Origin of the sequence: Neisseria sp. Marseille-Q2251, assembly GCF_940793045.1 — a bacterium.
In the GTDB taxonomy this organism is placed as follows: domain Bacteria; phylum Pseudomonadota; class Gammaproteobacteria; order Burkholderiales; family Neisseriaceae; genus Neisseria.
In genome coordinates this window covers 1-26,712 of sequence record NZ_CALNWV010000012.1, presented here as the reverse complement: position 1 = coordinate 26,712, position 26,712 = coordinate 1, and the positions used below count along the sequence as shown (strand labels likewise).

Here is a 26,712-nt window from a genome sequence, read left to right as displayed (position 1 = left end):
TTATTTACCTGTGGTTACTGCCTGTAATTGTTCCGAGTAGGGGAAGTTTGCCCTTAACTGGGCTTCGTATTCGTAGGCTGCCTGGCTATTGCCCAAAGCAGTCGCCAATTTCCAACCCAGCAGCAAATCATCTGCCTGCAAGACATCGACTTTGCTTTGGTATTGACGGAAATAATAGTCCGCTTCGTTTAAATTGCCTGCCAGCATTTTGGTTCTTGCCAATTCTTTAAACGCAGGCGGGAATTGAGGTTGTGCGGCCAACGAGCGTTCAAGATAAGCCTCCGCGAGCGAATATTGTCCCATCTTTGCGCTGCAAATACCCTTGTTGAGGTTGGCGATAAATGGAGAAGGATAAGTTGGATCGGCCAGGGCTTTGTCAAAATAACTGATGGACTGGGCGGGATTGTTCATCTCGCTGCACAAGAACCAGCCGTAGTTATTATTGATTTCCGCATTGTCAGGCTTCAAGGATAGGGCTTTTTGGAAGCTTTCCTGCGCCTTGTCGCGTACTTTGAGATATTGATAGATTTGTGCGCGAACCAGCCATGCATCTTCATTGCTGCTGTCTGCTTTCAATGCTTCTTCAATGCTTACCGTTGCTTGACGGTAATCACCCCCGCGCATGTATTCGATAGCCAACTGGGTTTTGATATTGGCGACCTGTGTCGCACGTTCCGCTCTGCTTGGACCTTTCGGGCCGGCACATGCGCCCAAAACCAAAGTTAAAATAATGGGTTGCCAAATGTTCAGTTTCATAATCAGCTCTGTTGTTCGACCAAAATCTGCTGCCATTTTTGTTGGCGGCGTGTTTTATCTTGTACTTGTCCTGCCAATTGACCGCAAGCTGCATCAATATCGTCGCCACGCGTTTTGCGGACGGTTACCACGAATCCTGCCTGCTGCAAAATATCGCGGAAAACGCGGATATTTTCATTGGTAGAGCGTTCGTAGCCGGAATTTGGGAAGGGATTGAACGGAATCAGATTGAATTTGCACGGTACGTCTTTTACCAGTTCAATCAGTTCGCGCGCATGCTGCGCCTTGTCATTGACTCCATCCAACATAACGTATTCAAAAGTAATGAAATCTCTTGGTGCTTTGACCAAATAGCGTTGACATGCCGCCATCAACTCTTTCAACGGATATTTTTTATTAAGTGGAACAATTTGATCTCGTACTTCGTCGTTGGAAGCATGAAGGGACACTGCCAGCGCAACAGGCATCGCATCACGCAGCCTGTCCATTTGCGGCACCATACCTGATGTGGAAACGGTAACGCGGCGGCGGCTTAGACCGTAGGCATGATCGTCCAACATGATGCTTAATGCGGTAACAACATTATCAAAGTTCGCCATCGGCTCACCCATGCCCATCATGACTACATTGGAAATCACACGTTCATTTTTCGGCGTAACGCCCATTGCTTTATTCGCCCACCACAACTGCCCGATGATTTCGGCAGCGGTCAGATTACGGTTGAAACCTTGGCGGCCGGTAGAGCAGAAGGTGCATTCCAATGCGCAGCCGACTTGCGAGGAAATACACAACGTACCGCGTTCTGCTTCGGGGATAAACACTGTTTCCACGCCGTTGCCCGTTCCTACATCCAGCAGCCATTTGCGCGTACCGTCGGTGGATTCTTGCGCCATCATCAGTTTGGGCACATCCACGCTTGCCTGTTCGTTGAGTTTCAGGCGCAGAGATTTTGCCAAATCGGTCATTTCATCGAAACTTTGCGCACCGGCTTGGTGGATCCAGCGCATGACTTGTTTGGCGCGAAACGGTTTTTCGCCCATCTCGGCAAAATGATGGGTCAGTCCGTTTAAATCGTAATTCAGCAGATTGGTTTTCATGTGGTTTATTTCTTGGTAAAGCTTTTAATAAAGGCTGTCGCGATAAATCTTGCGAATCCGGCGGATTAGGACGTTACATAGTGGGTTTGAACATGTCCTGAATCTTGTTGAGCAAACAGCTTTTGTTTCACAGCTCCTTCTATCATATTTTCAGACGACCCCCATTTGAGAAAGGTCGTCTGAAAACAGATTTAGACAAACAATATCGACAAAACCGTCCAAACGCCCGAACCGGTCGGACGCCCGAACGGCATCTATCGTTAACGCGGGCAGATTTCGCTTTGGCTGAAGAAGTAGGCAATCTCGATTGCCGCATTTTCCAGACTGTCTGAGCCATGTACGGCGTTTACGCTGAGAGATTCGGCAAAATCGGCACGTATCGTACCGGGAGCGGCTTCGGCAGGATTGGTTGCGCCCATCAGCTCACGGTTTTTTGCAACAGCATTTTCACCTTCCAGCACCTGAATCATGACGGGACCGCTGGTCATAAAGGCAACCAAGCTGTCGTAAAAAGGACGCTCTTTATGCACAGCATAAAACTCTTGGGCTTCGCGTACGCTGAGGTGCTTCATTTTGGCGGCGACAATACGCAGTCCGTTTTCTTCAAAACGGCTGTAAATTTTGCCGATTACATTTTTACCTACAGCATCGGGTTTAACGATGGAAATCGTGCGCTCAATAGCCATATTATGTCCTTGTTTTTATTGCGTTGTGCAATAGTCTGAGATTGGGGAAAATGAACTGCTATTTTATCAAATTTCAGTATACTTTGGGGAAAGCCACTCTTTTTTCTTCGCCTGAATTTTATTTTTTCAACGTCAGATGCGGCTGTTCCAAATAAACTTCCGATTGCATTTCCACCATACGGCTGGCAGTGCGGGTAAATTCTTCGGCAAAATCGCCTTCGACATAAATATCGTTTACGCCTACCGTACTGGTAGCACAGAGCTTCACTCTGAAATCATACAATACGTCAATCAGCCAAGTAAGGCGGCGCGCTTCGGCTTTTTCCTGCGGCGTCAGGCGTTCCAATCCTGATACGAACACCATTTCATAATGTTCGGCCAAATAGAGGTAATCCGCTTGCGAACGCGGTCCAAAACATAAAGCGCGGAAATCGAACCAAATGGCGCGGTCGGATTGGGCTTTGTGCGGAATTTCACGCCCGTGTATCACGCTGACACCGGGATTCAGTTCGGAAATTCCCGCCATTTCTTTAAACAAATCAGCCAATTTCTGCTCGTTTTCTTCATTATTGGGAACGAAGAAAATTTCGGCAGGACGTAAAGTGCGCAGACGGTAGTCTTCTCCGCCGTCAACATTTAAGACGGTCAGGCTGGATTCAATCAGCGCAATGGTCGGCAGAAAACTGCTTCTGTTTTGACCTTGGGGATAAAGCTCGGACGGGGCGTAGTTAGAAGTTGCCACCAAAACCACGCCTTCGCTCAACAAGTTTTCCAGCAGGCGACCCAGAATCATCGCATCTGCAATATCGCTGACGTGGAATTCGTCAAAACACAATACACGGGTCTCTTTGGCGATCTCGGCAGCTACTGCTTTTAAAGGATTGGCTTCGCTTTTCAAGTCTTTCAAACGCTTATGGATTTCCGCCATAAAAGCATGAAAGTGGACGCGGCGTTTGCGACGGTATGGCAAGCAGCCGAAAAAAGCGTCCATCAAAAAACTTTTGCCACGACCCACACCGCCATAAAAATACAAACCTTTCGGCACTTGAGGAGAGCGCAGGCTGCGTCCTAGGAAACGGTTGCGTTTGCGTTTGAACATCATCAGTTCCGTCCACAAACGATCCAAATATTCAATCGCACGCGCTTGTGCTTCATCGCGGATGAAATTCGGTTGTTCGGCTGCCGCCTGATACCAAGTCAGCGGGCTGTGGTTCTCAAACGGAGGGGCGACAAACAGTTGACCTCTATCACTCATATCTGACCTTTATTATGTTTTTGGGTTTGACAATTATAGTGGATTAACTTTAAACCAGTACGGCGTTGCCTTGCCTTGCCGTACTATCTGTACTGTCTGCGCTTCGTCGCCTTGTCCTGATTTAAAGTTAATCCACTATACGTTTTATCAACGGGCAATCATTAAAAGAAACGTATTATAGATGATTTCAGACGACCCTATGAATTTTCCATTACAAATTCCGCCCAAATTACGAAAACAATAGAGAACCATATTTTCAGACAACAAAAACGCCGCATTTCTGCGGCGTTCGTTTACTCAGGTTTAGTTGGCATTTTCTTGTAAAGCCAAGTCCACACGTTCACGCAATTCCTTACCGGGTTTGAAGTGAGGGACGTGTTTTTCAGGCACTTCCACACGTTCGCCGGTTTTGGGGTTGCGACCGATACGGGCCGGGCGATGGTTCAAATCGAAGCTGCCGAAACCACGGATTTCAATACGCTGACCGCGAGCCAGCGAGCGGGTCATGGTATCAACCAAAACCTTTACGCTGTATTCGACGTCTTTTGCCAGCAATTGGTTACCGTTTTTCTCGGCAAAAACTTCTGCCAAACGAACCATTAATTCAGACTTCGTCATGTCTGCAACCTTATTCTTGGTCGCCGGACAGTTTGGCTTTCAGCAAGTCGCCGAGGCTGGTAGTACCTGCGCTGGCGGTTGCAGCAGCGTTGACTGAATTCAGGGCTTCGCGGTTTTCTTTAGCGTCTTTAGCTTTAACAGACAGGCGGATGCTGCGGTTTTTGCGGTCGACGGTTACGATAACGGCTTCAACCTCATCACCTTCTTTCAGTTTGGTGGTCAGGTCTTCAACGCGGTCGGCTGCGAATTCGGAAGCAGGCAGGTAACCTTCTACTTCGTCAGACAGGGCAACAACGGCACCTTTGGCGTCAACAGATTTCACAGAACCTTTAACCAAAGAACCTTTATCGTTTACGCTGATGAAGTTACCGAAAGGATCGCCTTCCAGCTGTTTGATGCCCAAAGAGATGCGCTCTTTGTCAACGTCGATTGCTAATACAACGGCTTCAACCTCTTCGCCTTTTTTGTATTTGCGTACAGCTTCTTCGCCAGCTTCAGTCCAAGACAGGTCAGACAGGTGAACCAGACCGTCGATACCGCCGGGCAGACCTACGAATACGCCGAAGTCAGTGATGGATTTAACCGCACCGGAGATTTTGTCGCCTTTGTTGTGGTTGGCGGCAAATTCTTCCCAAGGATTGGCTTGACATTGTTTCATGCCCAAAGAGATACGGCGGCGGTCTTCGTCGATTTCCAGAATCATGACTTCGACTTCGTCGCCCAATTGTACGACTTTGCTTGGGTGTACGTTTTTGTTGGTCCAGTCCATTTCGGAAACGTGTACCAAACCTTCGATACCTTGTTCGATTTCAACGAACGCACCGTAGTCGGTCAGGTTGGATACTTTACCGAACAGACGGGTACCTTGTGGGTAACGACGGGTCAGGCCGCTCCAAGGATCTTCGCCCAATTGTTTCATACCCAGAGAAACACGTTGTTTGTCTTGGTCGAATTTCAGGACTTTGGCTTCAACTTCTTGACCGACTTCCAAGACTTCGCTCGGGTGTTTCACACGGCGCCATGCCAGGTCGGTGATGTGCAACAGGCCATCGATGCCGCCCAAGTCAACGAATGCACCGTAGTCGGTGATGTTTTTAACGATACCTTTGATGATAGAGCCTTCTTGCAGGTTTTCCAGCAGGGCTTTGCGCTCTTCACCCAAAGTAGCTTCCAGAACCGCGCGGCGAGAAACCACGACGTTGTTGCGTTTTTTGTCCAGTTTGATGACTTTGAATTCGATTTCTTTGCCTTCAAAGTGGGAAGTGTCTTTAACGGGACGTACGTCAACCAAAGAACCCGGCAGGAATGCGCGGATGCTGTTGATCATAACGGTCAGGCCGCCTTTGACTTTGCCATTGATAACGCCGGACAAGATGTCGCCGTTTTCCATCGCTTCTTCCAAAGCGATCCAGTCGGCAGCACGTTTGGCTTTTTCGCGGGACAGTTTGGTTTCGCCGAAGCCGTTTTCAACGGATTCGATGGTAACGGTAACGAAATCGCCAACTTTAACTTCAATCTCGCCCTGAGCGTTTTTGAATTCAGCAACGTCAATCAGAGATTCTGATTTCAGACCTGCGTTTACAGTAACGAAGTTTTGATCAATGCCGACTACTTCGGCAGTAATCACTTCACCTGGGTTCATCTCTTGCAGGGTAAAGCTTTCTTCAAGCAGCTGGGCAAAATTTTCCATAGTCATATATACTCTTTTCGGTACACCGCCAAGGGGTGCGGGGTAGGTTGGAGAATGCCTGCCGCCCTTGGCGCGACAGGCTTTGAAAATAAATATTTCAGACGACCTTTAGATGCTCCAAAGGTCGTCTGAAACAAAACACAGGAATTATACCTTAAATTTCAAACTTTATGATACCAATCAAGCACTTTTTTTACAGCTTCTTCGATACTCAGCCCGCCCGTATCCAAAAGCTCTGCGTCAGGAAGCTGCTTCAAGGGCGCGACACTGCGGCGGAGGTCCGCTTCATCGCGTGCTTCGATGTCCGACAGAATCCGTTCAAATTCCAAGCCTTCGCACGGAATGCCGATTTGTTTGGCTCGGCGTTCCGCCCGTATTTTCGCACCTGCGGTCAGGAAAATCTTTAACGCCGCATCAGGGAAAACAACCGAACCCATATCGCGCCCGTCGGCGACCAAACCTTTTTCCGTCAGAAAATCACGCTGTCGCTGCAAAAGCGCTTCACGCACTTTCGGCAACTGCGCCACTGCAGAAGCGCCCATACCGATTGCTTCGCTGCGGATTTGTCCTGAAACGTCTTCATCTTCCAAAAAAACCTGCGACCCTTCAAAACGGGCAGGCAGATTTTCTGCCAACTCGGCAACCGCCTCTTCATCGCTCCATTCCACGTCCCGTTTCTTCGCATAGAGCGCGGTCAGGCGGTATAACGCGCCGGAGTCCAGATAATCGAACCCCAAAGCCTGAGCGACACGGGAAGCGACCGTACCTTTTCCCGAGGCGCTGGGTCCGTCTATGGCGATGACTTTTTGTTTGGTATTCATATTTTGGCTTTCTGAAATAATGTAGAAGGTCGTCTGAAAGAACGTATCAGGCAGGCATTATATAGATAATTGTTTAATGATGAGAACCGAGGTCGTCTGAAAAAGCGTTTCAGACGACCTCAGATGTTAATTGGAGCGTGGGTTAACGTCGTCTTTAAATTGTTTTGTCGCCGTAGCCGTATTGGTTATTTCATTATGAAGAAAAACGGTTATCTGCTTGAGATAATTAGGGTAGGGTGGTTCATGTTTTACTTTTTAGAAGTTTGCTATATTTAACGGATTATTTGTAAATTAATGTTCATTTATGGGGTGAAACTGTATAATTCCCGCCGTTTGAATTGATTTGACGAGGCTTTTTGATGAACCAGCTTAAATTGGCGGTTTCCGGCGCGCAGATTTTGTTTGTGGCATTCGGGGCGATGGTGCTTGTTCCGCTTTTGACCGGACTGAATCCTTCTTTGGCACTTTTAGGTGCGGGCATCGGTACGCTGCTCTTTCAAATAGTCACCAAGCGTAAAGTGCCGATTTTCTTAGGCTCTTCTTTTGCCTTTATTGCGCCGATTATCTACTCGATTAAAACATGGGGTCTGCCTTCGACCATGTTCGGGCTGTTTGCGGCAGGTTTTATGTATTTTGTGTTTGCCGCGCTGATTAAATGGCGCGGGCTGGCTACGGTCAACCGGCTGTTGCCGCCCGTGGTTATCGGACCTGTGATTATGGTTATCGGTTTGTCTGTCGCCGCAGCCGCAAGTGAAATGGCAATGGGCAAATCCGGCGGAAACCAAGTGGTCGGCTATGTGGATGCGCTGATTTTGTCGGGCTTTACGTTTGCCGTTACGGTGGTTGTGTCGGTTTTCGGCAGCCGCATGATGAAACTGGTTCCGATATTAATCGGCGTGGCCGCAGGCTATATTTTGGCTTTGGTGATGGGCTTGGTAGATACCGCCACCATCGCGGCTGCGCCGTGGTTTGCCGTGCCGCATTTTGAAACACCGCAAGTCAACTGGCAGGCCGCACTGTTTATGCTGCCCGTCGCCATTGCGCCCGCCATCGAACACATCGGCGGCATCATGGCAATCGGCAATGTAACGGGCAACAACTACACCAAAGACCCGGGCTTGGATAAAACGCTTGCAGGCGACGGTTTGGGCGTATGTGTGGCAGGTTTGATCGGCGGCCCGCCGGTAACGACTTACGGCGAGGTAACGGGCGCGGTGATGATTACGAAAAACAGCAATCCGGTTATTATGACTTGGGCGGCGATTTTCGCCATCGCTATGGCGTTTTTCGGTAAATTCAATGCTTTCCTCGCTTCCATTCCTCTACCCGTGATGGGCGGCATCATGCTGCTTTTGTTCGGCACGATTGCTTCTTTGGGCATTAAAACGCTGGTGGATGCGAAAGTGGATTTGATGCAGCCGAAAAATCTGGTCATTGTCAGCTCGGTTTTGACGGTCGGCGTCGGCGGCATGGCGGTTCATGTCGGCACGTTGAGCTTTGCCGGCGTCGGTTTGTGCGCCATTTTGGCGATTGTATTGAATTTCTTGCTGCCGAATCCGAAGACGGAAAGTTGATTTGGCATTGCCGCCGATAAGGTAAAAAGGTCGTCTGAAACGATATCCTTGCCATATAAATATATTGATATGTTAATATCCTATTTTTATTAAATAGGAAAGTAACCATGTTGCACAAAATTGGGATCATGGGCGCGTTGATTTTGGGTTTTGCCATGCCTGCCGCTGCCGAATGTTTGATTCAAAAAGACAGCATCGCAGGAATTAAACTAGGGCAGAGCTTAAAGCAGGTAAAACAGAAATTCCCGAAGGCGAAAATGGAGAGAGAAAGCGATCCCGAAGGTGTGGCGTATGTTGCCATTACACTGTCTAAAGACGTCATGGTTATCACCCATCAAGATGGAGACGACGATCCTGATGCTCCTATAAAACTCCATAAAAAAATTGATTCTTTGGAGACCTACTCTCCCGCCTGTCACACGGCTTCGGGGGTACATCCGGGCATGAAGATCAAAGATGCAGAAGCCAAGTTGGGCAAAGTCAAAAAAATCATAATGTCGGAAATCGAATCTCGTGAATACGCAATATTTACCCGCCACCCGAAACATTTCGACTTTAGAATGGAAATGGGAACAGGAATTTATCCGGGTAAAGGTAGAGCACCGAATCAAACTCGGCGTTACCGTAAAGGGGGCAGTATTTTAGAAATTTCTGTATCTAAATACGGAGGTTTTGATAACTGAAGAGCAGGGCATTAGGCAAAAAGCTTACAAAGCCGACTACGGAATAGAAACGCTCCTGTATGTTCCAGCTGGCTTTTAAAATCCCTGAAAACTGTCCAAACGGCTATGGGATTTGAACAACTTCCGCCTTGTAACTGTTGCCGATTGATTTCACTATATAATACAGGTCGTCTGAAAACCGGATTTCCGTTTTCAGACGACCTTTTTGATGCTTACCTGCCTTAACCGTTTATTTGTGCGCCTAGAGTATTGAATCTATGCCTTCCGCCCTTATAAATAGCAAATACGGCATAATGATTAACATGATAAAGACGGAAGAACGATATGACAGAAAAAACCTATTACGAAATTCTCGGCGTGGACAAAACCGCCGACGCCGACACCATTAAAAAGGCCTACCGCAAACTGGTACGCAAATACCATCCCGACGTCAGCAAAGAGCCTGACGCCGCCGAGCGCACCGCCGAAATCAACACCGCCTACGAAACCTTATCCGACCGTGAAAAGCGTGCCGAATACGACGAATTGCTGGCCAACCCCTACGGCCGCAGCGCAGGCGGTAATCCGTTCGGCGGTGCGCAATCCGGCGGCGTTCACTACGAATACCGCGGCGGCGAACCTTTCGGTGCGGGCGATTTCAATTTTGAAGATTTGTTTGCCGGCTTCGGCCGCAGTCAGAGACATGCACACGCAAGGCCGGACGGTCCGATTAAAGGCGAAGACCAGCATGCCGAACTGAGTATCGATATTTACGCCGCTTATGTCGGCGCGGAGCGTTCGCTGAATCTGAACGTGCCGACCGTGGACGAATACGGCCGCGTCGGTTATCAGACCAAAACCCTCAACGTCAAAATCCCCAAAGGCATTACCGAAGGCCAGCAAATCCGTTTGACGGGACAAGGTCTGCCTGGCTATAACGGCGGCGCAAACGGCGATTTGTATCTGAAAATCAAATTCCACGACAAACCCGATTTATACGTTAAAAACAAAAAAGATGTATACCAGACCATAGACGTCAAGCCTTGGGAAGCCGTATTGGGCGGGAAAATCATCGTTCCCACCGCAGCCGGACGTTTGCAGGTCAACCTACCCGCCAACAGCCAAAACGGTAAAAGCATACGCCTGAAAGGCAAAGGCATTCCGGCCAAAGAAGCGGGCGATTTATACCTCAACATCCGCATCAGCGTTCCCAAGGTCGAAAGCGAAGCCGACCGCGCCGCATGGGCGCAGCTTGCCGCCCACTTTGACGGCAAAAGCGCATCAAATTGAAAGGACAAACCATGACGCAACACACCGACATTACCCTGACTTTCGAAGAAATCCTTGCTGCCAGCCGCTGCCGCCGTGATTGGCTGCTGGAGCTGATAGAGGAAGAAATCATCAGCGTAAACGGCCGGCCGGAACAAACTTTGTACAGCGGCTTCCAACTCGCCCGCATCCGTCGCGCCCAGCGCCTGAGCCGCGACTTCGATGCCGGCATTCCTGCGCTCGGCCTGATTATGCGCTTGCTGGACGAAGTGGAGGAGTTGCGCAAGGCACAGCAGCCCCTATCCCTGCTGGATGAAGGCAAATAGCGGTCAACAAAAGAAAGGCCGTCTGAAAAACAGTTTTCAGACGACCTTTTTTCAAGACGGGAAACGATGATGGCTGAGAATACTGCCGACGATTTGAACCTTGCCGCCGCTCAAGCAGCGGGGCGTTTGCTGGAGCGTTGCGTACCGGAGCATGCTGCGGTGCTGGCGCCGTATGTGTTGCGGCTGTTTACGGCTTTCCAGAACGGGCATTCGTTTGTTTGGCTGGATGAGGGCGAGACGGAGGAGTTGGCGGGATTGGCGCCAACGGTCGGGCAGGGCGCGTCGCCGTTGGTGTTGCGGGGCAAAAAGTTGTTTTTGGGGCGGATGTGGCAGCTCGAGCATGATTTGGCGGCTGAAATCAAGCGTTTGGCGGCAGCGGAAGTCGAGCCTGTGGATTGGATGAGCGCATCGCAAAACTTGTCTTGCTGGTTTGCCAATAAGGGCAGCGAAGGTCAGCGGGATGCGGCGGGGCTTGCTTTGCTTCAGGCGTTTATGCTGATTACGGGCGGGCCGGGTACGGGTAAAACGACGACGGTGGCGAAACTTTTGGGGCTGATTTGCACCAACTCTGCCACGCGCCTGCCGCGTATCGCGCTGGCGGCTCCGACGGGTAAGGCGGCGGCGCATATGGCGCGCGCGCTGCATCGGGCGGTGGACGGCTTCGAGATGCCGGATGCGGTACGCAATCATTTGTCCGCGCTGGAAGGGCAGACGGTTCACCGCCTTTTGAAACTGCGCCCGCCGCAAATGCTGCCTGCGTTTGACGGCAACCGTCCGCTGCCTTTGGATGTGTTGGTGGTGGATGAGGCTTCGATGCTGGATGTTTCCTTGCTGCTTCACTTGCTGCGTGCGATTCCGTCAGGCTGCCGTGTGATTTTTTTGGGCGACGAGTTCCAACTGCCTTCGGTCGGCGTCGGCGCAGTATTGGCGGCGTTGTCGAGACGGACGGTTTTGGATAAGGAGACGGCGGAGCAGCTGAGTATTTATTTGCCGGAACACGGTTTCCCCGTGGAAGAAAATCCGCCGGCTTTGTCGAAAAACGTCGCGCAACTGACGGTCAGCCACCGTTTCGGCGCAGACAGCGGCATCGGTTGCTTGGCTAGGGCGGTCGTATCGGGCAAGAGCGGGGAAGGTTGGGCGCAGTTTGCCTTGTTCCCCAACGAGCTGGAAATCCGCGAGGGTCGTCTGAAACAGCAGGCGGAACTGCTTTACCGCAAACACGAAAAATACTGGCAGGCAGTCGATAAAAACGATGTGGCGCTGGCGTTCGGACACGCGGCGGACGTGGTCGTTTTGGCGGCATGGCGGCAGGACGCGGAGGCGTTCAACGAAGAGTATTGCCGTTATCTGCAACGCAAACATCGGGCGGGCGCGGATACGCCGTGGTTCGCGGGACAAATCATCATGATTGCGCGCAACGACTATACGCTGGAAGTGTTCAACGGCGATATCGGGCTGATTATGCCCGATGCGGAATCGGTGAACGGCTTGGCTGCCTATTTCCCGAATGCGGACGGCTTCAAAAAAATCGCCATCAGCCGCCTGCCGCAATTTGAATCCGCGTTCGCCATGACCGTGCATAAAAGCCAAGGTTCGGAATACCGGGAAGTGTGGCTGCTGCCGCCGTCGGGAAAGATAGAGCAGGGTGGAGATGACGCGCTGTCGGGCTTAAACAATGCGCTGCTCTACACCGCCATCACCCGTGCGCGGGAACGCTTCGTCTTTTGGGGAAATGAAGAACAATGGCGGCTGGCGGTGGAAACCCGCAAAACCCGCCGCACGGCATTGGGCGACATCTTAGATGCCATGTTCGTACCGAAAGCTTGAATCAAACCCTAAAGGTCGTCTGAAAACGAAACGGATGCTGCCGAAGTTTTCAGACGACCTTTCCCTATTGATGTGCGTCAAAATCAGTTTGGAAATAAGCATAATACTCTAAATCTTCTTGACGGTTTGTGCCGTCTTTCATAGGATTACAGCCGTTCGATTACAAAAATTAGTAAATTTCTAACAAATATTGATTAGGAATTTTTGTTAAAAATACCTTTTACCCTTCAATCGGAGATTGGCATGAACATCCAAAAAAACTTTGCCGTTGTATGCGCTGCCTTGGCGGCATTACCCACCGCATTTGCAGAAACCGCTAGCGTAGAGCGCGATGCCGCCGCATTGGCGACAACAGACGATTACGTCAATGCGGGCAGTGTTGTCCGCAAAGACGAAGACAAAATCAGTATTTTCAACGATTTGCTGACCGTAAACGGTTCATTCCGCGTCCGCGCCGACACCAAAGACATCAATGCCAACAACAGCAGCACCAACCCCACGCCCGAAGCCTCCAATACCAATTTCAACGCCGAATTCTGGTTACGCGCCAAGCTTTATAAAGATTGGAAACTGGTGACCCAAATCGAACCCAACATCGACTTGAAAACCGGCAAATTCAACGGCGACCATGATGTTCCCGTGAACAAACTCTATGCCGAAGGCTCGATTACCGAAGGCGTCAAAGCCCGCGTCGGTAAATTCGGCGCATTCTCCTCCTACGGACGCGTCTGGGATACCGAAGTAACCGGCGGCGAAATCTTCTTTGACAACAAAACCCTGCCCACCAAAATCTATGCAGGCCGCCGTACCGGCAGCCTCAACGACAACGTATGGGGCATAGGCGGCCGCCGCAAACACTTCGCCGCCATTCAAAGCAGCCTGCCGATTAACGAAAACATCAACGTCGGCGCAACCGTCAGCTACATGAAAGACATAGACGTGCGCGGCGCGAAGAAAAATGCCGTCTTTGGCGAAATCGGCGCAGATGTCAAATTCAACGACGATTGGCGTTGGATGGCGGCAGTCAGCAAGTCCAACATCAAAGCCTATAACGATGCAGGACAAAAAATCAAAAACGACGGCTTGTTCACCGAAGTCCGCTACAAACTCGCCGACTGGAAAGTCCGCAATTCCTACGACGTCTTCCTGAACTACCGCCGCGTCGGCGCACTCTCGGGCGTATCTTCCGTACAAGACTACAGTAAAAACGTACAAGGCGTACAAGTCGGCGCGACCTACGTTCCTTGGAAAAACTGGAAAGTGTCAGGCTTTTACTTGGCGGGTAAACAAGTTACCCCGACTGCCGGCTCAAGCAGACAAGACGTCAACGTCTTGCGCGGTCAGGTGGAATACAAATTCTAAGCCGTTTGGATAAAGCAAAAGGTCGTCTGAAAACCTGTTTTCAGACGACCTTTCGTTATCTCACCATCAAATCGAATATTCAATCAACTCGTTCTGCGAAAACACATAAACCTGTTTCGGTACCAATGCCAATTCCCGCCCTGCGGACAAATCCAGCCTTGACGCGTCGCTGCCTGCGAGCGTGATATGTACATCCTGTTTGCCGTGTTTCACCAAAACGTGCGTCAGTGCGCCGACGGCGTGGATTTTTTCGATTTCGGCGCGGATCATCGGGGTTTCGTGTTCGGCGGCGATCTGCCATTCGTGCGGGCGGATGTAGCCGGTGGCGGTTTGTTCCTGCCATTTGTAGTGCGCGTCCAATTTCCACGCGAAGCCGTTGTAGTGCCAGATGCCTTTTTCGATGCGTCCTTCAAATGCGTCGGTTTCACCGAGAAATTCGGTAACGAAGGCGTTTTCGGGTTTGCGGTAAATGGCTTCGGCGCTGCCGGTTTGTTCGATTTTGCCGTGGTTCATGACGACGATTTCGTCGGAAACTTCGAGGGCTTCTTCTTGGTCGTGGGTAACCAGAATGCTGGTTACGCCCAAGTTGTGATGGATGTCGCGCAGCCAGGTACGCAATTCTTTGCGTACTTTGGCATCCAGCGCGCCGAAGGGTTCGTCCAGAAGCAGGAGTTTCGGTTCGACGGCGAGGGCGCGGGCGAGGGCGATGCGCTGGCGTTGGCCGCCGGAGAGCTGGTGCGGATAGGATTTGGCGAGGTGGGAGAGCTGCACGAGTTTGAGCAATTCTTCGACTTTGGTGCGGATTTGTTCTTTGAACGGGCGTTCGGACTTGGGCAATACGGTCAAGCCGAAGGCGACGTTGTCAAACACGTTCATGTGGCGGAAGAGGGCGTAGTGTTGGAACACGAAGCCGACTTTGCGTACGCGCACATGCTTGGCGGTTACGTCTTGCCCGTCAAACAGGATATTGCCGCCGTCGGCGTTTTCCAGTCCGGCAATGATGCGCAGGAGCGTGGTTTTGCCGCAGCCGGAAGGGCCGAGCAGGGAAACGAGTTTGCCGGTGGGGACGTTGAGGTTGATGTTTTTCAGCGCGTGGAAACTGCCGAAGTGTTTGTTTAGATTTTGGATGGTGATACTCATGCTGCGTTCCTTTCGGCGGCGGCGAGTTTTTTATCTTGTAATTTTGTGATGATGTTCTGCACCGCCAGCGTCGCCAGTGCTAAAAGTGCCAATACACCGGAGAGGGCGAATGCGCCGGTGAAGTTGTATTCGTTGTAGAAGATTTCGACCAAAAGCGGGATGGTGTTGGTTTCGCCGCGTATGTGTCCCGATACCACACTGACCGCGCCGAATTCGCCCATCGCGCGGGCGTTGGTGAGGATGATGCCGTAGAGCAGCGCCCATTTGATGTTGGGCAGGGTAACGCGCCAAAACATCTGCCAGCCGCTTGCGCCGAGAATCAGCGCGGCCTGTTCTTCGCTGTCGCCCTGCGCCTGCATCAGCGGGATGATTTCGCGCGCGACAAAGGGAAAGGTAACGAACAGCGTCGCCAAAATAATGCCGGGGATGGCGAAGATAATCTGTATGCCTTGCGCTTCCAGCCAGCCGCCCAATGCCGTGTGCGCGCCGAACAATAAGACGAACATCAAACCGGCGACCACGGGCGATACGGAAAACGGCAAATCGAGCAGGGTAGTCAGCAACTGCTTGCCGCGGAAGTCGAAACGGGTCAGCAGCCACGCCATCGCCACGCCCAATACGGCATTGACGGGAACGACCACCGCGGCGGTAATCAGGGTGAGCTTGATCGCCGCCCACGCTTCGGGATCGGTAAGGGATTGCAGGTACAAATCCCAACCGCCTTTCAGCGCTTCGTAAAACACGGCGACAAGCGGTACGACCAGCATCAGCAGCAGGAACCCCAGCGCGACAGCGGTCAGCAACACGCGCAGCCAGCGCGGTTCGGTCAGGTTGGGATTGGCGGAATAGGGTTTCATGGCGGTGGTGTTCTCTGGTTGGTTGTTTAAGGTGTTTGGAGGCCGTCTGAAAAGGGATTGAGGGGATTCAGACGACCTTTTTGTTCATTAAGTAGTAGGTCGGATACTTGTATCCGACATAAGCCTGCCATCTCAAAAGCCATCGGATTCGAGAATCCGACCTTGTATATCGGAACACCCGTATCATAGCAACAAACCGCCCGGTCGCCACCCGCATCCGACCAAGGCAAACAACCGTTGCGTAGCTCAGGGAGCGGCCGGGCAACCCATCGACACAACCGGACAGTTGCCAGACAACACAACCGAATGCAAGGCAGGTTTATGATGAGTACCCAATACAACTGTGCAGGCATCGACATCGCCAAACGAAACTTCGTCATCGCCGTTTCGTCTTTGTCTAAAACCAAAACCGAAACCAACAACCCCAAAGGGATCGCCCATACCGTCGAATACCTAAAAAAGCACAAGGTCGCCCTCGTCGTGATGGAAAGCACCGGCGGTCTCGAAGTCCCCGCCGCCAAAGCCATCCACCGCGCAGGCATAGCCGTCATCATCGCCAACCCGCGTCAGACGCATCAGTTTGCCCAATCACAGTCGCTGACCAAAACCGACGCCAAAGATGCCAAAATGCTCGCCTTCTTCGCGCAGATGACGGCACAGAAAGAGGATTGGCAAACCATGCTCTACCACCCGCCCACCGAAGCGGAAGAAGTGTTGGAAGCATTGGTTAACCGCCGCAACCAGCTGGTGGATATGCGGACTGCCGAGAAAAACCGTCTGCATCAGGTTCATGAAACGCAAGTCGAAAGCGTCAAACAACTGATTGCCCATTTTGACCGGCTGATTGACGAATTGGACAAACAAATCGACGACCACACCCACACGCATTTTGACGGCAAGGCCCAAGTGGCTGAGCAAATCAAAGGCATCGGTTCGATAACGACGGCTACGCTGATGTCGATGCTGCCCGAATTGGGACGGCTGTCGCACAAACGGATAGCGAGTTTGGTCGGCATTGCCCCGCACCCGAGGGAGAGCGGGGAAACCAAATTCAAAAGCCGCTGCTTTGGCGGAAGGTCTGCGGTGCGTAAGGCACTGTATATGGCTACCGTGGTAGCGACACGTTTTGAACCGCTTATTCGGGATTTCTACCAACGCCTGCTATCCAAGGGTAAGCCGTATAAGGTTGCCGTTACGGCATGTATGCGCAAACTGCTGACGATATTGAATGCCCGAATGCGTGATTACTTTGCCGAAAACGGTATCACCGAAAACAGCATCCGAACGGCTTGATTTGAGTTTTGGTATTTTTGCCCGACGGGGTGAAAAATACAGTTGCTACGAATTCTGTGTTTTGGGGAGCGGATTCGTTTTCAGACGACCTTTTTAAGGCAGGTCGGATTCTTGAATCCGACAAACCTACGTTTTTCAGACGACCCCTCAACCCTTCGCTCCCGAACGCCTGCTCAACGCCCACTGCATCACGTTCAGCGCAAACAGAATCACAAACGAAACCAGCAACATAAACAACGCCACCGCCGACGCGCCCTGTACGTCGAACTGTTCCAACTTGCCCGTAATAATCAGCGGCAGGATTTCGGAAACCATCGGAATGTTGCCCGCGATGAAAATCACCGAGCCGTATTCCCCCGTTGCCCGCGCGAACATCATGCCCGCGCCGGTTAAGAGCGCCGGCGTGATTTCCGGCAGCAGCACGCGGCGGAACGTTGTGAAGCGGTTTGCCCCCAAAGTTGCCGCCGCTTCCTCATATTCGCCCGACAATTCCTCCAATACCGGCTGCACGGCACGGACGATAAAGGGCAGGCTGACGACGACCAGCGCAATCCAAATGCCGACGGGCGTAAACGCAATTTTGATGCCCAAAGGTTCAAAAAAACGGCCTATCCAACCGTTGGGCGCATACAGGGTCGCCAACGCGATACCGGTAACCGCCGTCGGCAGCGCAAACGGCAAATCGACCAGCGCATTCACCAGCCCCTTGCCCGGAAATTCATAGCGCACCAATACCCACGCCACCAGCGTGCCGAACACAACGTTGGTCAGCATCGCATAAAACGACATCCGCAAACTCAGCCACACCGCCGCCAACACATTCGGCTCAGCAATCGTGTTCCAAAAGCCGCCCCAGCCGATTTCCGCCGCCTTCGCCGCCATCATCGCAAACGGCAAAACCACCAGAAGCGACAGGCACAATACGGTCAGGCCGAGGCTGATTTTGAAGCCGGGCAGTACGCTGGGCGTTTTGAGTAATAACATGGTCGGTCGGAAGGGAAAAAGAAGATGCTGCCACTTTAACGGGGTCGTCTGAAAAACGGAAAGAATGGTTTGTTTGGTGCAAAGATGATTTTGTTATATATGCTGGATTGACGTTTGGGGCTTTCAGACGACCTGTTATAATCTGCGCCTCTTTTTGGTTCGTCTGCATTCCCCATGAAACTCAACCCCCAACAGCAAGCCGCCGTCAAATATCTCGGCGGGCCTCTGCTTGTGCTTGCCGGCGCAGGCAGCGGCAAAACCGGCGTGATTACGCAAAAAATCAAGCATTTGATTGTCAATGTCGGCTATCTGCCGCATACCGTCGCCGCGATTACCTTCACCAATAAAGCCGCCACGGAAATGCAGGAGCGCGTCGCCAAAATGCTGCCCAAGTCGCAAACGCGCGGGCTGACGATTTGCACGTTCCACTCTTTGGGCATGAAGATTTTGCGTGAAGAGGCGAACCATATCGGTTACAAAAAAAACTTCTCCATCCTCGATTCCACCGACAGCGCGAAAATCATCGGCGAACTCTTGGGCGGCACGGGAAAAGAAGCCTTATTCAAAGCTCAGCACCAGATTTCCCTGTGGAAAAATGATTTGAAAACGCCCGAAGACGTGCTTCAGACGACTTCCAACGCATGGGAAGAACAAATCGCGCGCGTGTATGCAAGCTATCAGGAAACCCTACAAAGCTATCAGGCGGTGGACTTCGACGACTTAATCCGCCTGCCCGCCGTACTGTTGCAGCAAAACAGCGAAGTGCGCAACAAATGGCAGCGGCGGCTGCGTTATCTGTTGGTTGACGAATGTCAGGACACCAACACCTGTCAATTTACGCTGATGAAACTCTTGACCGGCGCGGAAGGCATGTTTACCGCTGTCGGCGACGACGACCAGTCCATCTACGCATGGCGCGGCGCGAACATGGAAAACCTGCGCAAAATGCAGGAAGACTATCCGCAGATGAAGGTCATCAAATTGGAGCAAAACTACCGCTCCACCGCGCGGATTCTCAAAATCGCCAACAAAGTGATTGAAAACAACCCCAAGCTGTTCACCAAAAAACTTTGGTCGCAGTTCGGCGAAGGCGAAATCGTCAAAGTCGTCGCCTGCCAAAACGAGCAACACGAAGCCGACTGGGTCGTCAGCCAAATTGTCAAACAGAAGCTGGTCGGCGGCGACAAAACCCAATACGCCGATTTCGCCGTGTTATACCGCGGCAACCATCAGGCGCGGATTTTTGAAGAAGCTTTGCGCAGCGCGCGCGTTCCTTACCAACTCTCCGGTGGGCAGAGTTTTTTCGACAAAGCCGAAATCAAAGACGTTTTGTCCTATTTGCGCCTGCTTGCCAACCCCAACGACGATCCCGCCTTCCTGCGCGCCGTTACCACACCCAAACGCGGCATCGGCGATGTAACGCTGGGCAAGCTCAACACCTACGCGCACGAACACGAATGCAGCCTGTATGAAGCCGCGCAAACCGAAGAAGCCCTTACCCTGTTGAACAATACCAACCGCCAACACCTGCAAGCCTTTATGGATATGTTCGGCAGCTACCGCGCCAAAGCCGAAACCAGCGAAGCGGGCGAACTCATCAACAGCCTGCTCAAAGAAATCGACTACGAAAACCACCTGCTTGCCAGCGAAGAGGGCAAAGCCGGCGAAATCAAATGGCGCAACGTCAGCGACCTGACCGGCTGGTTGGAGCGCAAAGGCGAGCAAGATGGCAAAAACATCATCGAACTTGCCCAAACCGTTGCCTTAATGACGCTTTTGGAGGGCAAAAGCGAAGAAGAAGTCGATGCCGTCAAACTCTCGACCCTGCACGCCTCCAAAGGCTTGGAATACCCCTACGTTTTCCTCGTCGGCTGCGAAGAGGGCATCCTGCCGCACAACGACAGCATCGAAGAAGACAACGTCGAAGAAGAACGCCGACTGATGTACGTCGGCATCACCCGCGCCAAACGCCAGCTTACGCTGACCCACTGCGTCAAACGCAAAAAACAAGGCACATGGCAGTTCCCCGAACCCAGCCGCTTCATAGACGAAATGCCGCAGGAAGACATCAAGATTTTAGGGCGCAAAGGCGGCGAGCCGATTGTGAGCAAGGAAGAAGGCAGAAGTCATCTTGCGGGAATGCTGGATATGTTGGCGGCGAAAGGGAAGGGCTGATATAGTGGATTAACTTTAAACCAGTACGGCGTTGCCTCGCCTTAGCTCAAAGAGAACGATTCTCTAAGGTGCTGAAGCACCAAGTGAATCGGTTCCGTACTATCTGTACTGTCTGCGGCTTCGTCGCCTTGTCCTGATTTAAAGTTAATCCACTATACATCGGAAAGACAGGGCGCAAAGTGGTCGTCTGAAAACGGCTTTAAGGGCATCTTGGGGAATCAGTTTTCAGACGACCTTTTTCAGCGATTTGAGGGTCGTCTGAAACGCCCGTCCTACCAATAAGTAGCATATTCAAACTATTTCGTTTCGGGTATAGTATCGCCTGAACAGACTTTCAGGCAGGCTGAACCGGCGCGGAAGCGATGTTTTATATGTTATCCCTAAAGATTCCCGCGCCGCCTATCGTCAGCCCGCCCTAAACCGTATGATGCGACATTGCTTTGGAGAAGCGCTGAAATGTTCAAACGTCCTGAAGAAATCATTGTCCTTGTCCTTGCCGTCATTTGGGTGGTGCTGACTTATTTCATCGCCGCCTTTCTCGGCGCAGATACTTACACCATCTTCCTGATTACCGGTTTGACGCTGTTATGGGCAGTTGTGTGTTTCCGCCTGTGGCAGATCAACCTGAGCCGCAATATCTGGCCGCTGTTTTTAGGCAGCTTGGTGATGTGTTGGTGGCCATATTTGGATTGGTATGCCATCAAAGACATCGTCGTTCCGGCATCCGGAGGGGAGGCTATTATCGTAACCAAACCTTGGTATGCAAGCTGGACTTTCAAATTCATCCTGTCTCTCATTCCGGTAGCGTTCGGCTATTCGTTCAAATGGAAGCAGGCTAAAAAACGCCATTCCGCCGCTCCGCGCGCCTGAAATCCAAACCTAAAACGCCGTTAACCCCAAACGGCGTTTTGCTTTTTCAGACGACCCGCGTACTGTCAACGCTATCGATAAACTGCTATACTTTTCGGATATAGTGGCTTAACTTTAAACCAGTACGGCGTTGCCTCGCCTTAGCTCAAAGAGAACGATTCTCTAAGGTGCTGAAGCACCAAGTGAATCGGTTCCGTACTATTTGTACTGTCTGCGGCTTCGTCGCCTTGTCCTGATTTTTGTTAATCCACTATAATTCGACCGGTTTTTACTCGGATAAGGTCGTCTGAAAAGTACCCGACAAACGGAATAGAAATGATCAGCAAACAAGAATACCAAGCCCAAGCCGCCCAAGGCTACAACCGCATCCCGCTCGTGCAAGAACTCCTTGCCGACTTGGATACGCCGCTTTCCCTCTATCTCAAACTCGCCAACCGCCCCTATACCTATCTGCTCGAATCCGTTGTCGGCGGCGAACGTTTCGGCCGCTATTCCTTTATCGGACTGCCTTGCAGCCACTATCTCAAAGCCAGCGGCAAACATGTCGATGTTTATCAAAACGGCGAAATCGTCGAGCAACACGACGGCAATCCGCTGCCCTTTATCGAAGCCTTCCACAACCGCTTCAAAACGCCCGAAATCCCAAGCCTGCCGCGCTTTACCGGCGGATTGGTCGGCTACTTCGGTTACGAAACCATCTACAATTTCGAACACTTCGCCCACCGCCTGAAAAACACCGCCAAAGCCGACCCGCTCGGTACGTCCGACATCTTGCTGATGCTGTCGCAAGAGTTGGCGGTTATCGACAATTTGAGCGGCAAAATCCACCTCATCGTTTACGCTGATCCCTCACAGCCCGACGGTTACGAACGCGCCCGCGAACGCCTCGAAGACATCCGCACCCAGTTGCGCCAAAGCTGCGCCATCCCGCTTTCGCTCGGCAGCAAACACACTGAAGCCGTCAGCGAGTTCGGCGAAGAACCGTTCAAAGCCTGCGTCAACAAAATCAAAGACTACATCTTCGCAGGCGACTGCATGCAGGTCGTCCCCAGCCAGCGCATGAGTATGGAATTCACCGACAGCCCGCTCGCCCTCTACCGCGCCCTGCGCACGCTCAACCCTTCGCCTTACCTCTTTTACTACGATTTCGGCGATTTCCACATCGTCGGTTCCTCGCCCGAAATCCTCGTCCGCCGCGAACGCGACGACGTCATCGTCCGCCCCATCGCCGGCACGCGCCTGCGCGGCAAAACCCCCGCAGAAGACCTTGCCAACGAGCAGGACTTATTAAGTGACGCCAAAGAAATCGCCGAACACGTCATGCTTATCGATTTAGGGCGCAACGACGTCGGCCGCATCAGCAAAACGGGCGAAGTCAAAGTAACCGACAAAATGGTGATTGAAAAATACTCCCATGTGATGCACATCGTTTCCAACGTCGAAGGTCGTCTGAAAGAGGGCATTACCAACATGGACATCCTCGCCGCTACGTTTCCCGCCGGCACACTCTCCGGCGCACCCAAAGTCCGCGCCATGGAAATTATCGAAGAAGTCGAACCGAGCAAACGCGGCATATACGGCGGCGCCGTCGGTGTCTGGGGGTTCAACAACGACATGGATTTGGCGATTGCCATCCGCACCGCCGTAGTGAAAAACAACACGCTATACGTCCAAAGTGGCGCAGGCATCGTCGCCGACTCCGACCCGACCTCCGAATGGCAGGAAACGCAAAACAAAGCCCGCGCCGTGGTTAGAGCAGCGCAGATGGTACAGGAAGGGTTGGATAAATAAATTTCAGACGACCTTTAAAGAGGGAAGGTCGTCTGAAAATATTTAAAAGAAAGAAAAGACCAATGAAATTAAACGAAAAACAACAAAAATCCGTCAGCAAATTCCTTAGCCTGATCTTACGTCACAGACCCGAACAAATCGGAATCACTCTGGACAAAAACGGCTGGGTGGATATTGATATCCTGTTGGCACAAGCCAATCATCCCAAGCACAACTTTACCGGAGTTTCGCTGACGTACGATACTTTAATGGAAATTGTTGAAACCAATGATAAAAAACGGTTTACCGTATCAGAAGACGGTAAGCGTATTCGTGCCGCGCAAGGGCACTCCACAAAACAGGTTGAAATCCAGTATTGTGCAACGACACCGCCTGATATCCTATATCACGGCACAGCGGAAAAATCGGTTCAATCAATATTTGGTCAGGGATTGCATGCAGGTTCACGCCATTTCGTCCATCTTTCCGCAGATATCGAAACCGCAATAAAAGTCGGCTCCCGACATGGCAAACCCGTCGTGTTGACCATCAACACCGCCGCCATGCTTGCCGAGGGTCATCAGTTTTACCTCGCAGACAACGGCGTTTGGTTGACTGAAAAGGTTCCGTCGAAGTTTATTGCCAAGTTGTGAATTTAGTTTGAGTTTTTCTTTAAATACAGATAATTGAGTGGAGTAAATAGATATGAAGAAATCATTGATTTTAATTTTTACGGCTTTGACTGTACTGATTGCTGGTTGTGACAAAATGAAGTCTGATACAAATATCGATCAAAGTGATGTTTGTGTCGTGAGCAAAATCAATAAAGACGAAATCCAAAAATGTACATCGGGCAAACTTATATTCATTTCACCACAAACATGGGGCAGTGAGAAAGTTCCTATTGAATTGTCAGCATTTTTCTGTGATACCAATCATCAAATCATCTACAACAATAGCGGTGTATTGTGTGTTTATACCGACAAACGTATGCATAAAATCAAATAGTTTACGATTAGAAAAATCCGCCCGTAAAAATAAAGGGCGGATTTTGTTTGTGAGCACCTGATTACCCGTCACATGGATTCGTATAATGTATATTATGTTAAATCATATAGATTGATTCGAGCTTTCCAATATTCTTTCTACAGTTCTACCCATCTCTCTTCATACCTATCACAGAGCTTTTTAAAATCAGTTAAAATACACGACTTGATTTTATTTTTCCCTATTTCCTTATGAACATCTTATCCGTAGAAAACGCTTCCTTTGCCGTCGGCCATGTCGCCCTGCTCGACAAAACTTCCTTCCAACTCGACAGTGGCGAAAAAATCGGCTTAATCGGCCGCAACGGCGCGGGTAAGTCTTCATTTCTGAAAATCCTCGCCGGCGTGCAGAAACTCGACGACGGGCAGATTATCGTTCAAAACAACCTCAAAATCGTTTATGTGCCGCAGGAATCGTTTTTCGACAAAGAAGCCACCGTATTCGACACCGTTGCTGAAGGCTTGGGCGAAATCCGCGACCTGCTGCGCTGTTACCACCGCGTCAGCCATGATTTGGAACACAATTCAGACGACGTTTTATTAAAAGAACTCAACGAATTGCAGCTTGAAATCGAAGCGAAGGACGGCTGGAAGCTGGATGCGGCGGTGAAGCAGACTTTGGGCGAACTCGGTTTGCCGGAAAACGAAAAAATCGGCAACCTCTCCGGCGGGCAGAAAAAGCGCGTCGCCTTGGCGCAGGCTTGGGTGCAGAAGCCCGACGTATTGCTGCTGGACGAACCGACCAACCATTTGGACATCAACGCGATTATCTGGCTGGAAAACCTGCTCAAGGCGTTTGAAGGCAGCCTGGTCGTGATTACCCACGACCGCCGTTTTCTGGACAACATTGCCACGCGCATTGTCGAACTCGACCGCGGCATTCTGCGCTCCTATCCCGGCTCGTTCTCCAAATACAGCGAGAAAAAAGCGCAAGAGTTGGCGGTTGAAGCGGAACACAACCGCCTCTTCGACAAATTCCATGCGCAGGAAGAAGCGTGGATACGCAAAGGCATCGAAGCGCGCCGCACCCGCAACGAAGGCCGCGTGCGCCGTTTGGAAGAACTGCGCCGCCAGCGCGCCGAACGCCGCAACGTGCAGGGACAGGTCAATTTCAAACTCGACAGCGGCGAGAAAAGCGGCAAAATCATCGCCGAACTGGAACACGCCTCGTTTGCCTACGGCGACAAAGTCATCATGGACAAATTCTCCGCCATCCTGCAGCGCGGCGACAAAATCGGCTTAATCGGCCCCAACGGCATCGGCAAAACCACCTTCCTCAAGCTGATTCTGGGCGAATTGCAGCCGACCTACGGCAGAATCCGCATCGGCAGCAAGCAGGAAGTCGCCTATTTCGACCAGTTCCGCAGCGCGCTGAACGAAAACGACACCGTGTTTTACACGCTCGGTCAAGGCAACGACTACGTCGAAGTCGGCGGCAAGAAAAAACACGTCATGAGCTATCTGGAAGATTTCCTGTTCCACCCTGCCCGCGCGCAAAGCCCCGTCTCATCGCTCTCCGGCGGCGAACGCAACCGCCTCCTGCTGGCAAAACTCTTCACCCGCCCCGCCAATATCCTGGTCTTGGACGAACCGACCAACGATTTGGACATCGACACCCAAGAGCTGCTCGAAGACCTGCTGCGCGATTACCAAGGCACGGTATTCCTCGTCTCGCACGACCGTATGTTCCTTGATAACGTAATTACCCAAAGCATTGTTTTCGAAGGACAAGGCCGTCTGAAAGAATACATCGGCGGCTATCAGGACTATATCGACGCAAAATCGCGCGAAGAGAAAATTCAGACGACCTCCGCGCCGAAAACAACCGCAGAACCGGAAAAAGTCAAACCCAAAGCCAACCGCACAGTCAAACTTTCCTACAAAGAACAACGCGAACTCGACGCCCTGCCCGACGAAATCGCCGCCTTGGAAACCGAACAGGCGGAAATCAATGCGCAACTTTCTGATCCCGAAATTTTCAAAGATTACGAAAAAGCCGGCGCATTACAAAACCGCGCCGAAAAAATCGAAACGCTGCTTTTGGAAAAATTGGAACGCTGGGAGCTTTTGGAGGCAAAGCAGAACGGTGAAGCAGTTTGATTTGTCGATAGTAGATTCCTGTTTGCTTTAAATATCAGCAATGAGATAACAAAAAGCCTTGAAATTATTATATTTCAAGGCTTTTATACGTTATAAAATAAAACTGAAAATTAGGCTTGGTGGAGGCGGGGGGAATCGAACCCACCTAGCCCGTAACCAGTAGTATGTGTATAGACAAACGCCCTTGACTTAGGGCGTTTTTTATCTGTTCATATACTACTGGCTGCGGTCATTTGTGCCACAATTTGTGCCACAATTTGTGCCAAACCCAACGAGGGTATTCCCATTAATACTCAAACCAACCAATACAAAAAAACAAACCGCTCGGTGCCAAGTCTCGGGACGGTCTTTCAGACGACCTTTATCGGTGCTTTGACCGTATTCGGTCTGCTGAACCAGTTGTCCGACGGCATCGTAGCCGTAGGCGGTGATTTTGCCGTCCCAGCCGGTTTCTTGGATCAGGTTGTCGGTCGGGTCGTAATCGAGACGGTAGGTTTCGCCGTTCTCGTTGGTGAGGACGGTCAGACGGCGGGC

22 protein-coding genes and 2 pseudogenes are annotated in these 26,712 nt (G+C 51.3%); 13 read left to right on the top strand and 11 right to left on the bottom strand.

Features of this window, described 5'->3' with window-relative positions; translation table 11 throughout:
* From pilW to cmk, 7 genes are all read right to left on the bottom strand, one after another.
* Positions 1–756, bottom strand: a complete 756-nt coding sequence (gene pilW / locus AAG834_RS06305) for a type IV pilus biogenesis/stability protein PilW (protein ID WP_070496640.1) — start codon at positions 754–756, stop codon at positions 1–3.
* A gap of 2 nt (positions 757–758) precedes the next feature.
* Positions 759–1,853 carry a 23S rRNA (adenine(2503)-C(2))-methyltransferase RlmN gene (gene rlmN / locus AAG834_RS06300; protein WP_070513622.1) on the bottom strand — a complete coding sequence of 365 codons (1,095 nt, stop codon included), beginning with the start codon at positions 1,851–1,853 and terminating at the stop codon, positions 759–761.
* A 260-nt stretch (positions 1,854–2,113) separates the two neighbouring features.
* Positions 2,114–2,539, bottom strand: a complete 426-nt coding sequence (ndk, locus tag AAG834_RS06295) for a nucleoside-diphosphate kinase (protein ID WP_003759208.1) — start codon at positions 2,537–2,539, stop codon at positions 2,114–2,116.
* Positions 2,540–2,657: 118 nt separating this feature from the next.
* Entirely contained in the window at positions 2,658–3,794 is a 1,137-nt protein-coding gene (gene zapE / locus AAG834_RS06290) for a cell division protein ZapE (protein ID WP_039410089.1), read from the bottom strand.
* Between the two features lie 303 nt (positions 3,795–4,097).
* The gene (locus AAG834_RS06285; protein WP_003744632.1) at positions 4,098–4,412 is read right to left on the bottom strand and encodes an integration host factor subunit beta; all 315 of its coding nucleotides are present in this window, start codon (positions 4,410–4,412) and stop codon (positions 4,098–4,100) included.
* A gap of 10 nt (positions 4,413–4,422) precedes the next feature.
* On the bottom strand, positions 4,423–6,108 hold the full coding sequence (rpsA, locus tag AAG834_RS06280; RefSeq protein ID WP_003744633.1) for a 30S ribosomal protein S1: 1,686 nt from the start codon (positions 6,106–6,108) through the stop codon (positions 4,423–4,425).
* Between the two features lie 155 nt (positions 6,109–6,263).
* Positions 6,264–6,923 carry a (d)CMP kinase gene (gene cmk, locus AAG834_RS06275; RefSeq protein ID WP_342031605.1) on the bottom strand — a complete coding sequence of 220 codons (660 nt, stop codon included), beginning with the start codon at positions 6,921–6,923 and terminating at the stop codon, positions 6,264–6,266.
* Between the two features lie 359 nt (positions 6,924–7,282).
* Here cmk and AAG834_RS06270 point away from each other — a divergent pair, with 359 nt between their 5' ends.
* The 6 genes and pseudogenes from AAG834_RS06270 to AAG834_RS06245 all read left to right on the top strand — a co-directional run bounded on the left by AAG834_RS06270 (position 7,283) and on the right by AAG834_RS06245 (position 13,943).
* Entirely contained in the window at positions 7,283–8,497 is a 1,215-nt protein-coding gene (locus AAG834_RS06270; RefSeq protein WP_342031604.1) for a uracil-xanthine permease family protein, read from the top strand.
* A 107-nt stretch (positions 8,498–8,604) separates the two neighbouring features.
* Positions 8,605–9,180, top strand: a complete 576-nt coding sequence (locus tag AAG834_RS06265) for a hypothetical protein (protein WP_342031603.1) — start codon at positions 8,605–8,607, stop codon at positions 9,178–9,180.
* A gap of 324 nt (positions 9,181–9,504) precedes the next feature.
* Positions 9,505–10,449 carry a DnaJ C-terminal domain-containing protein gene (locus AAG834_RS06260; RefSeq protein WP_342031602.1) on the top strand — a complete coding sequence of 315 codons (945 nt, stop codon included), beginning with the start codon at positions 9,505–9,507 and terminating at the stop codon, positions 10,447–10,449.
* Positions 10,450–10,460: 11 nt separating this feature from the next.
* Entirely contained in the window at positions 10,461–10,754 is a 294-nt protein-coding gene (locus tag AAG834_RS06255) for a chaperone modulator CbpM (protein ID WP_009312947.1), read from the top strand.
* A gap of 42 nt (positions 10,755–10,796) precedes the next feature.
* Positions 10,797–12,581 (top strand): annotated as a pseudogene (recD, locus tag AAG834_RS06250) (exodeoxyribonuclease V subunit alpha); the annotation flags it as partial.
* 243 nt (positions 12,582–12,824) lie between these two features.
* The gene (locus tag AAG834_RS06245) at positions 12,825–13,943 is read left to right on the top strand and encodes a hypothetical protein (RefSeq protein WP_342031601.1); all 1,119 of its coding nucleotides are present in this window, start codon (positions 12,825–12,827) and stop codon (positions 13,941–13,943) included.
* Between the two features lie 66 nt (positions 13,944–14,009).
* Here the strand turns inward: AAG834_RS06245 and AAG834_RS06240 are convergent, their stop codons facing one another.
* Positions 14,010–15,083: a sulfate/molybdate ABC transporter ATP-binding protein gene (locus tag AAG834_RS06240; RefSeq protein WP_342031600.1), complete on the bottom strand. Its 1,074-nt coding sequence runs from the start codon at positions 15,081–15,083 to the stop codon at positions 14,010–14,012.
* Entirely contained in the window at positions 15,080–15,940 is an 861-nt protein-coding gene (gene cysW, locus AAG834_RS06235; protein WP_003743550.1) for a sulfate ABC transporter permease subunit CysW, read from the bottom strand. The genes AAG834_RS06240 and cysW overlap by 4 nt, the downstream gene beginning before the upstream one ends.
* 306 nt (positions 15,941–16,246) lie before the next feature.
* Between cysW and AAG834_RS06230 the strand changes: the two genes are divergently transcribed.
* On the top strand, positions 16,247–17,233 hold the full coding sequence (locus AAG834_RS06230) for an IS110 family transposase (RefSeq protein ID WP_446740451.1): 987 nt from the start codon (positions 16,247–16,249) through the stop codon (positions 17,231–17,233).
* Between the two features lie 147 nt (positions 17,234–17,380).
* On the opposite strand, the gene cysT is transcribed toward AAG834_RS06230, so the two are convergent.
* Entirely contained in the window at positions 17,381–18,217 is an 837-nt protein-coding gene (gene cysT / locus AAG834_RS06225) for a sulfate ABC transporter permease subunit CysT (RefSeq protein ID WP_049229743.1), read from the bottom strand.
* Between the two features lie 174 nt (positions 18,218–18,391).
* Between cysT and rep the strand changes: the two genes are divergently transcribed.
* The 6 genes from rep to AAG834_RS06195 all read left to right on the top strand — a co-directional run bounded on the left by rep (position 18,392) and on the right by AAG834_RS06195 (position 26,178).
* Positions 18,392–20,392 carry a DNA helicase Rep gene (gene rep, locus AAG834_RS06220; RefSeq protein ID WP_342031599.1) on the top strand — a complete coding sequence of 667 codons (2,001 nt, stop codon included), beginning with the start codon at positions 18,392–18,394 and terminating at the stop codon, positions 20,390–20,392.
* 456 nt (positions 20,393–20,848) lie between these two features.
* Positions 20,849–21,262 carry a hypothetical protein gene (locus AAG834_RS06215; RefSeq protein WP_070514185.1) on the top strand — a complete coding sequence of 138 codons (414 nt, stop codon included), beginning with the start codon at positions 20,849–20,851 and terminating at the stop codon, positions 21,260–21,262.
* 315 nt (positions 21,263–21,577) lie between these two features.
* Entirely contained in the window at positions 21,578–23,053 is a 1,476-nt protein-coding gene (gene trpE / locus AAG834_RS06210) for an anthranilate synthase component I (protein ID WP_342031598.1), read from the top strand.
* A gap of 62 nt (positions 23,054–23,115) precedes the next feature.
* A complete protein-coding gene (locus AAG834_RS06205; RefSeq protein ID WP_070514183.1) occupies positions 23,116–23,685 on the top strand; it encodes an RNA 2'-phosphotransferase in 570 nt (189 codons plus the stop codon).
* A gap of 52 nt (positions 23,686–23,737) precedes the next feature.
* On the top strand, positions 23,738–24,040 hold the full coding sequence (locus AAG834_RS06200) for a hypothetical protein (protein WP_070514182.1): 303 nt from the start codon (positions 23,738–23,740) through the stop codon (positions 24,038–24,040).
* 230 nt (positions 24,041–24,270) lie between these two features.
* Positions 24,271–26,178 (top strand): ATP-binding cassette domain-containing protein, encoded by a 1,908-nt coding sequence (locus AAG834_RS06195; RefSeq protein ID WP_342031597.1) that lies wholly within the window; start codon positions 24,271–24,273, stop codon positions 26,176–26,178.
* Between the two features lie 216 nt (positions 26,179–26,394).
* Here AAG834_RS06195 and AAG834_RS06190 read toward each other — a convergent pair.
* Positions 26,395–26,712, bottom strand: a pseudogene (locus AAG834_RS06190) (RHS repeat domain-containing protein); the annotation flags it as partial.

What these genes read in the sequence shown, in the direction of transcription:
- cysT (WP_049229743.1), bottom strand. Translation starts at nt 18,217, where the DNA reads ATGTTATTACTCAAAACGCCCAGCGTACTGCCCGGCTTCAAAATCAGC.
- AAG834_RS06240 (WP_342031600.1), bottom strand. Translation starts at nt 15,083, where the DNA reads ATGAGTATCACCATCCAAAATCTAAACAAACACTTCGGCAGTTTCCAC.
- AAG834_RS06270 (WP_342031604.1), top strand. Translation starts at nt 7,283, where the DNA reads ATGAACCAGCTTAAATTGGCGGTTTCCGGCGCGCAGATTTTGTTTGTG.
- cmk (WP_342031605.1), bottom strand. Translation starts at nt 6,923, where the DNA reads ATGAATACCAAACAAAAAGTCATCGCCATAGACGGACCCAGCGCCTCG.
- rep (WP_342031599.1), top strand. Translation starts at nt 18,392, where the DNA reads ATGAAACTCAACCCCCAACAGCAAGCCGCCGTCAAATATCTCGGCGGG.
- AAG834_RS06260 (WP_342031602.1), top strand. Translation starts at nt 9,505, where the DNA reads ATGACAGAAAAAACCTATTACGAAATTCTCGGCGTGGACAAAACCGCC.
- AAG834_RS06285 (WP_003744632.1), bottom strand. Translation starts at nt 4,412, where the DNA reads ATGACGAAGTCTGAATTAATGGTTCGTTTGGCAGAAGTTTTTGCCGAG.
- AAG834_RS06265 (WP_342031603.1), top strand. Translation starts at nt 8,605, where the DNA reads ATGTTGCACAAAATTGGGATCATGGGCGCGTTGATTTTGGGTTTTGCC.
- ndk (WP_003759208.1), bottom strand. Translation starts at nt 2,539, where the DNA reads ATGGCTATTGAGCGCACGATTTCCATCGTTAAACCCGATGCTGTAGGT.
- rpsA (WP_003744633.1), bottom strand. Translation starts at nt 6,108, where the DNA reads ATGACTATGGAAAATTTTGCCCAGCTGCTTGAAGAAAGCTTTACCCTG.
- AAG834_RS06230 (WP_446740451.1), top strand. Translation starts at nt 16,247, where the DNA reads ATGCAAGGCAGGTTTATGATGAGTACCCAATACAACTGTGCAGGCATC.
- AAG834_RS06255 (WP_009312947.1), top strand. Translation starts at nt 10,461, where the DNA reads ATGACGCAACACACCGACATTACCCTGACTTTCGAAGAAATCCTTGCT.
- AAG834_RS06195 (WP_342031597.1), top strand. Translation starts at nt 24,271, where the DNA reads ATGAACATCTTATCCGTAGAAAACGCTTCCTTTGCCGTCGGCCATGTC.
- zapE (WP_039410089.1), bottom strand. Translation starts at nt 3,794, where the DNA reads ATGAGTGATAGAGGTCAACTGTTTGTCGCCCCTCCGTTTGAGAACCAC.
- AAG834_RS06215 (WP_070514185.1), top strand. Translation starts at nt 20,849, where the DNA reads ATGTTCAAACGTCCTGAAGAAATCATTGTCCTTGTCCTTGCCGTCATT.
- AAG834_RS06200 (WP_070514182.1), top strand. Translation starts at nt 23,738, where the DNA reads ATGAAGAAATCATTGATTTTAATTTTTACGGCTTTGACTGTACTGATT.
- trpE (WP_342031598.1), top strand. Translation starts at nt 21,578, where the DNA reads ATGATCAGCAAACAAGAATACCAAGCCCAAGCCGCCCAAGGCTACAAC.
- cysW (WP_003743550.1), bottom strand. Translation starts at nt 15,940, where the DNA reads ATGAAACCCTATTCCGCCAATCCCAACCTGACCGAACCGCGCTGGCTG.
- AAG834_RS06205 (WP_070514183.1), top strand. Translation starts at nt 23,116, where the DNA reads ATGAAATTAAACGAAAAACAACAAAAATCCGTCAGCAAATTCCTTAGC.
- rlmN (WP_070513622.1), bottom strand. Translation starts at nt 1,853, where the DNA reads ATGAAAACCAATCTGCTGAATTACGATTTAAACGGACTGACCCATCAT.
- pilW (WP_070496640.1), bottom strand. Translation starts at nt 756, where the DNA reads ATGAAACTGAACATTTGGCAACCCATTATTTTAACTTTGGTTTTGGGC.
- AAG834_RS06245 (WP_342031601.1), top strand. Translation starts at nt 12,825, where the DNA reads ATGAACATCCAAAAAAACTTTGCCGTTGTATGCGCTGCCTTGGCGGCA.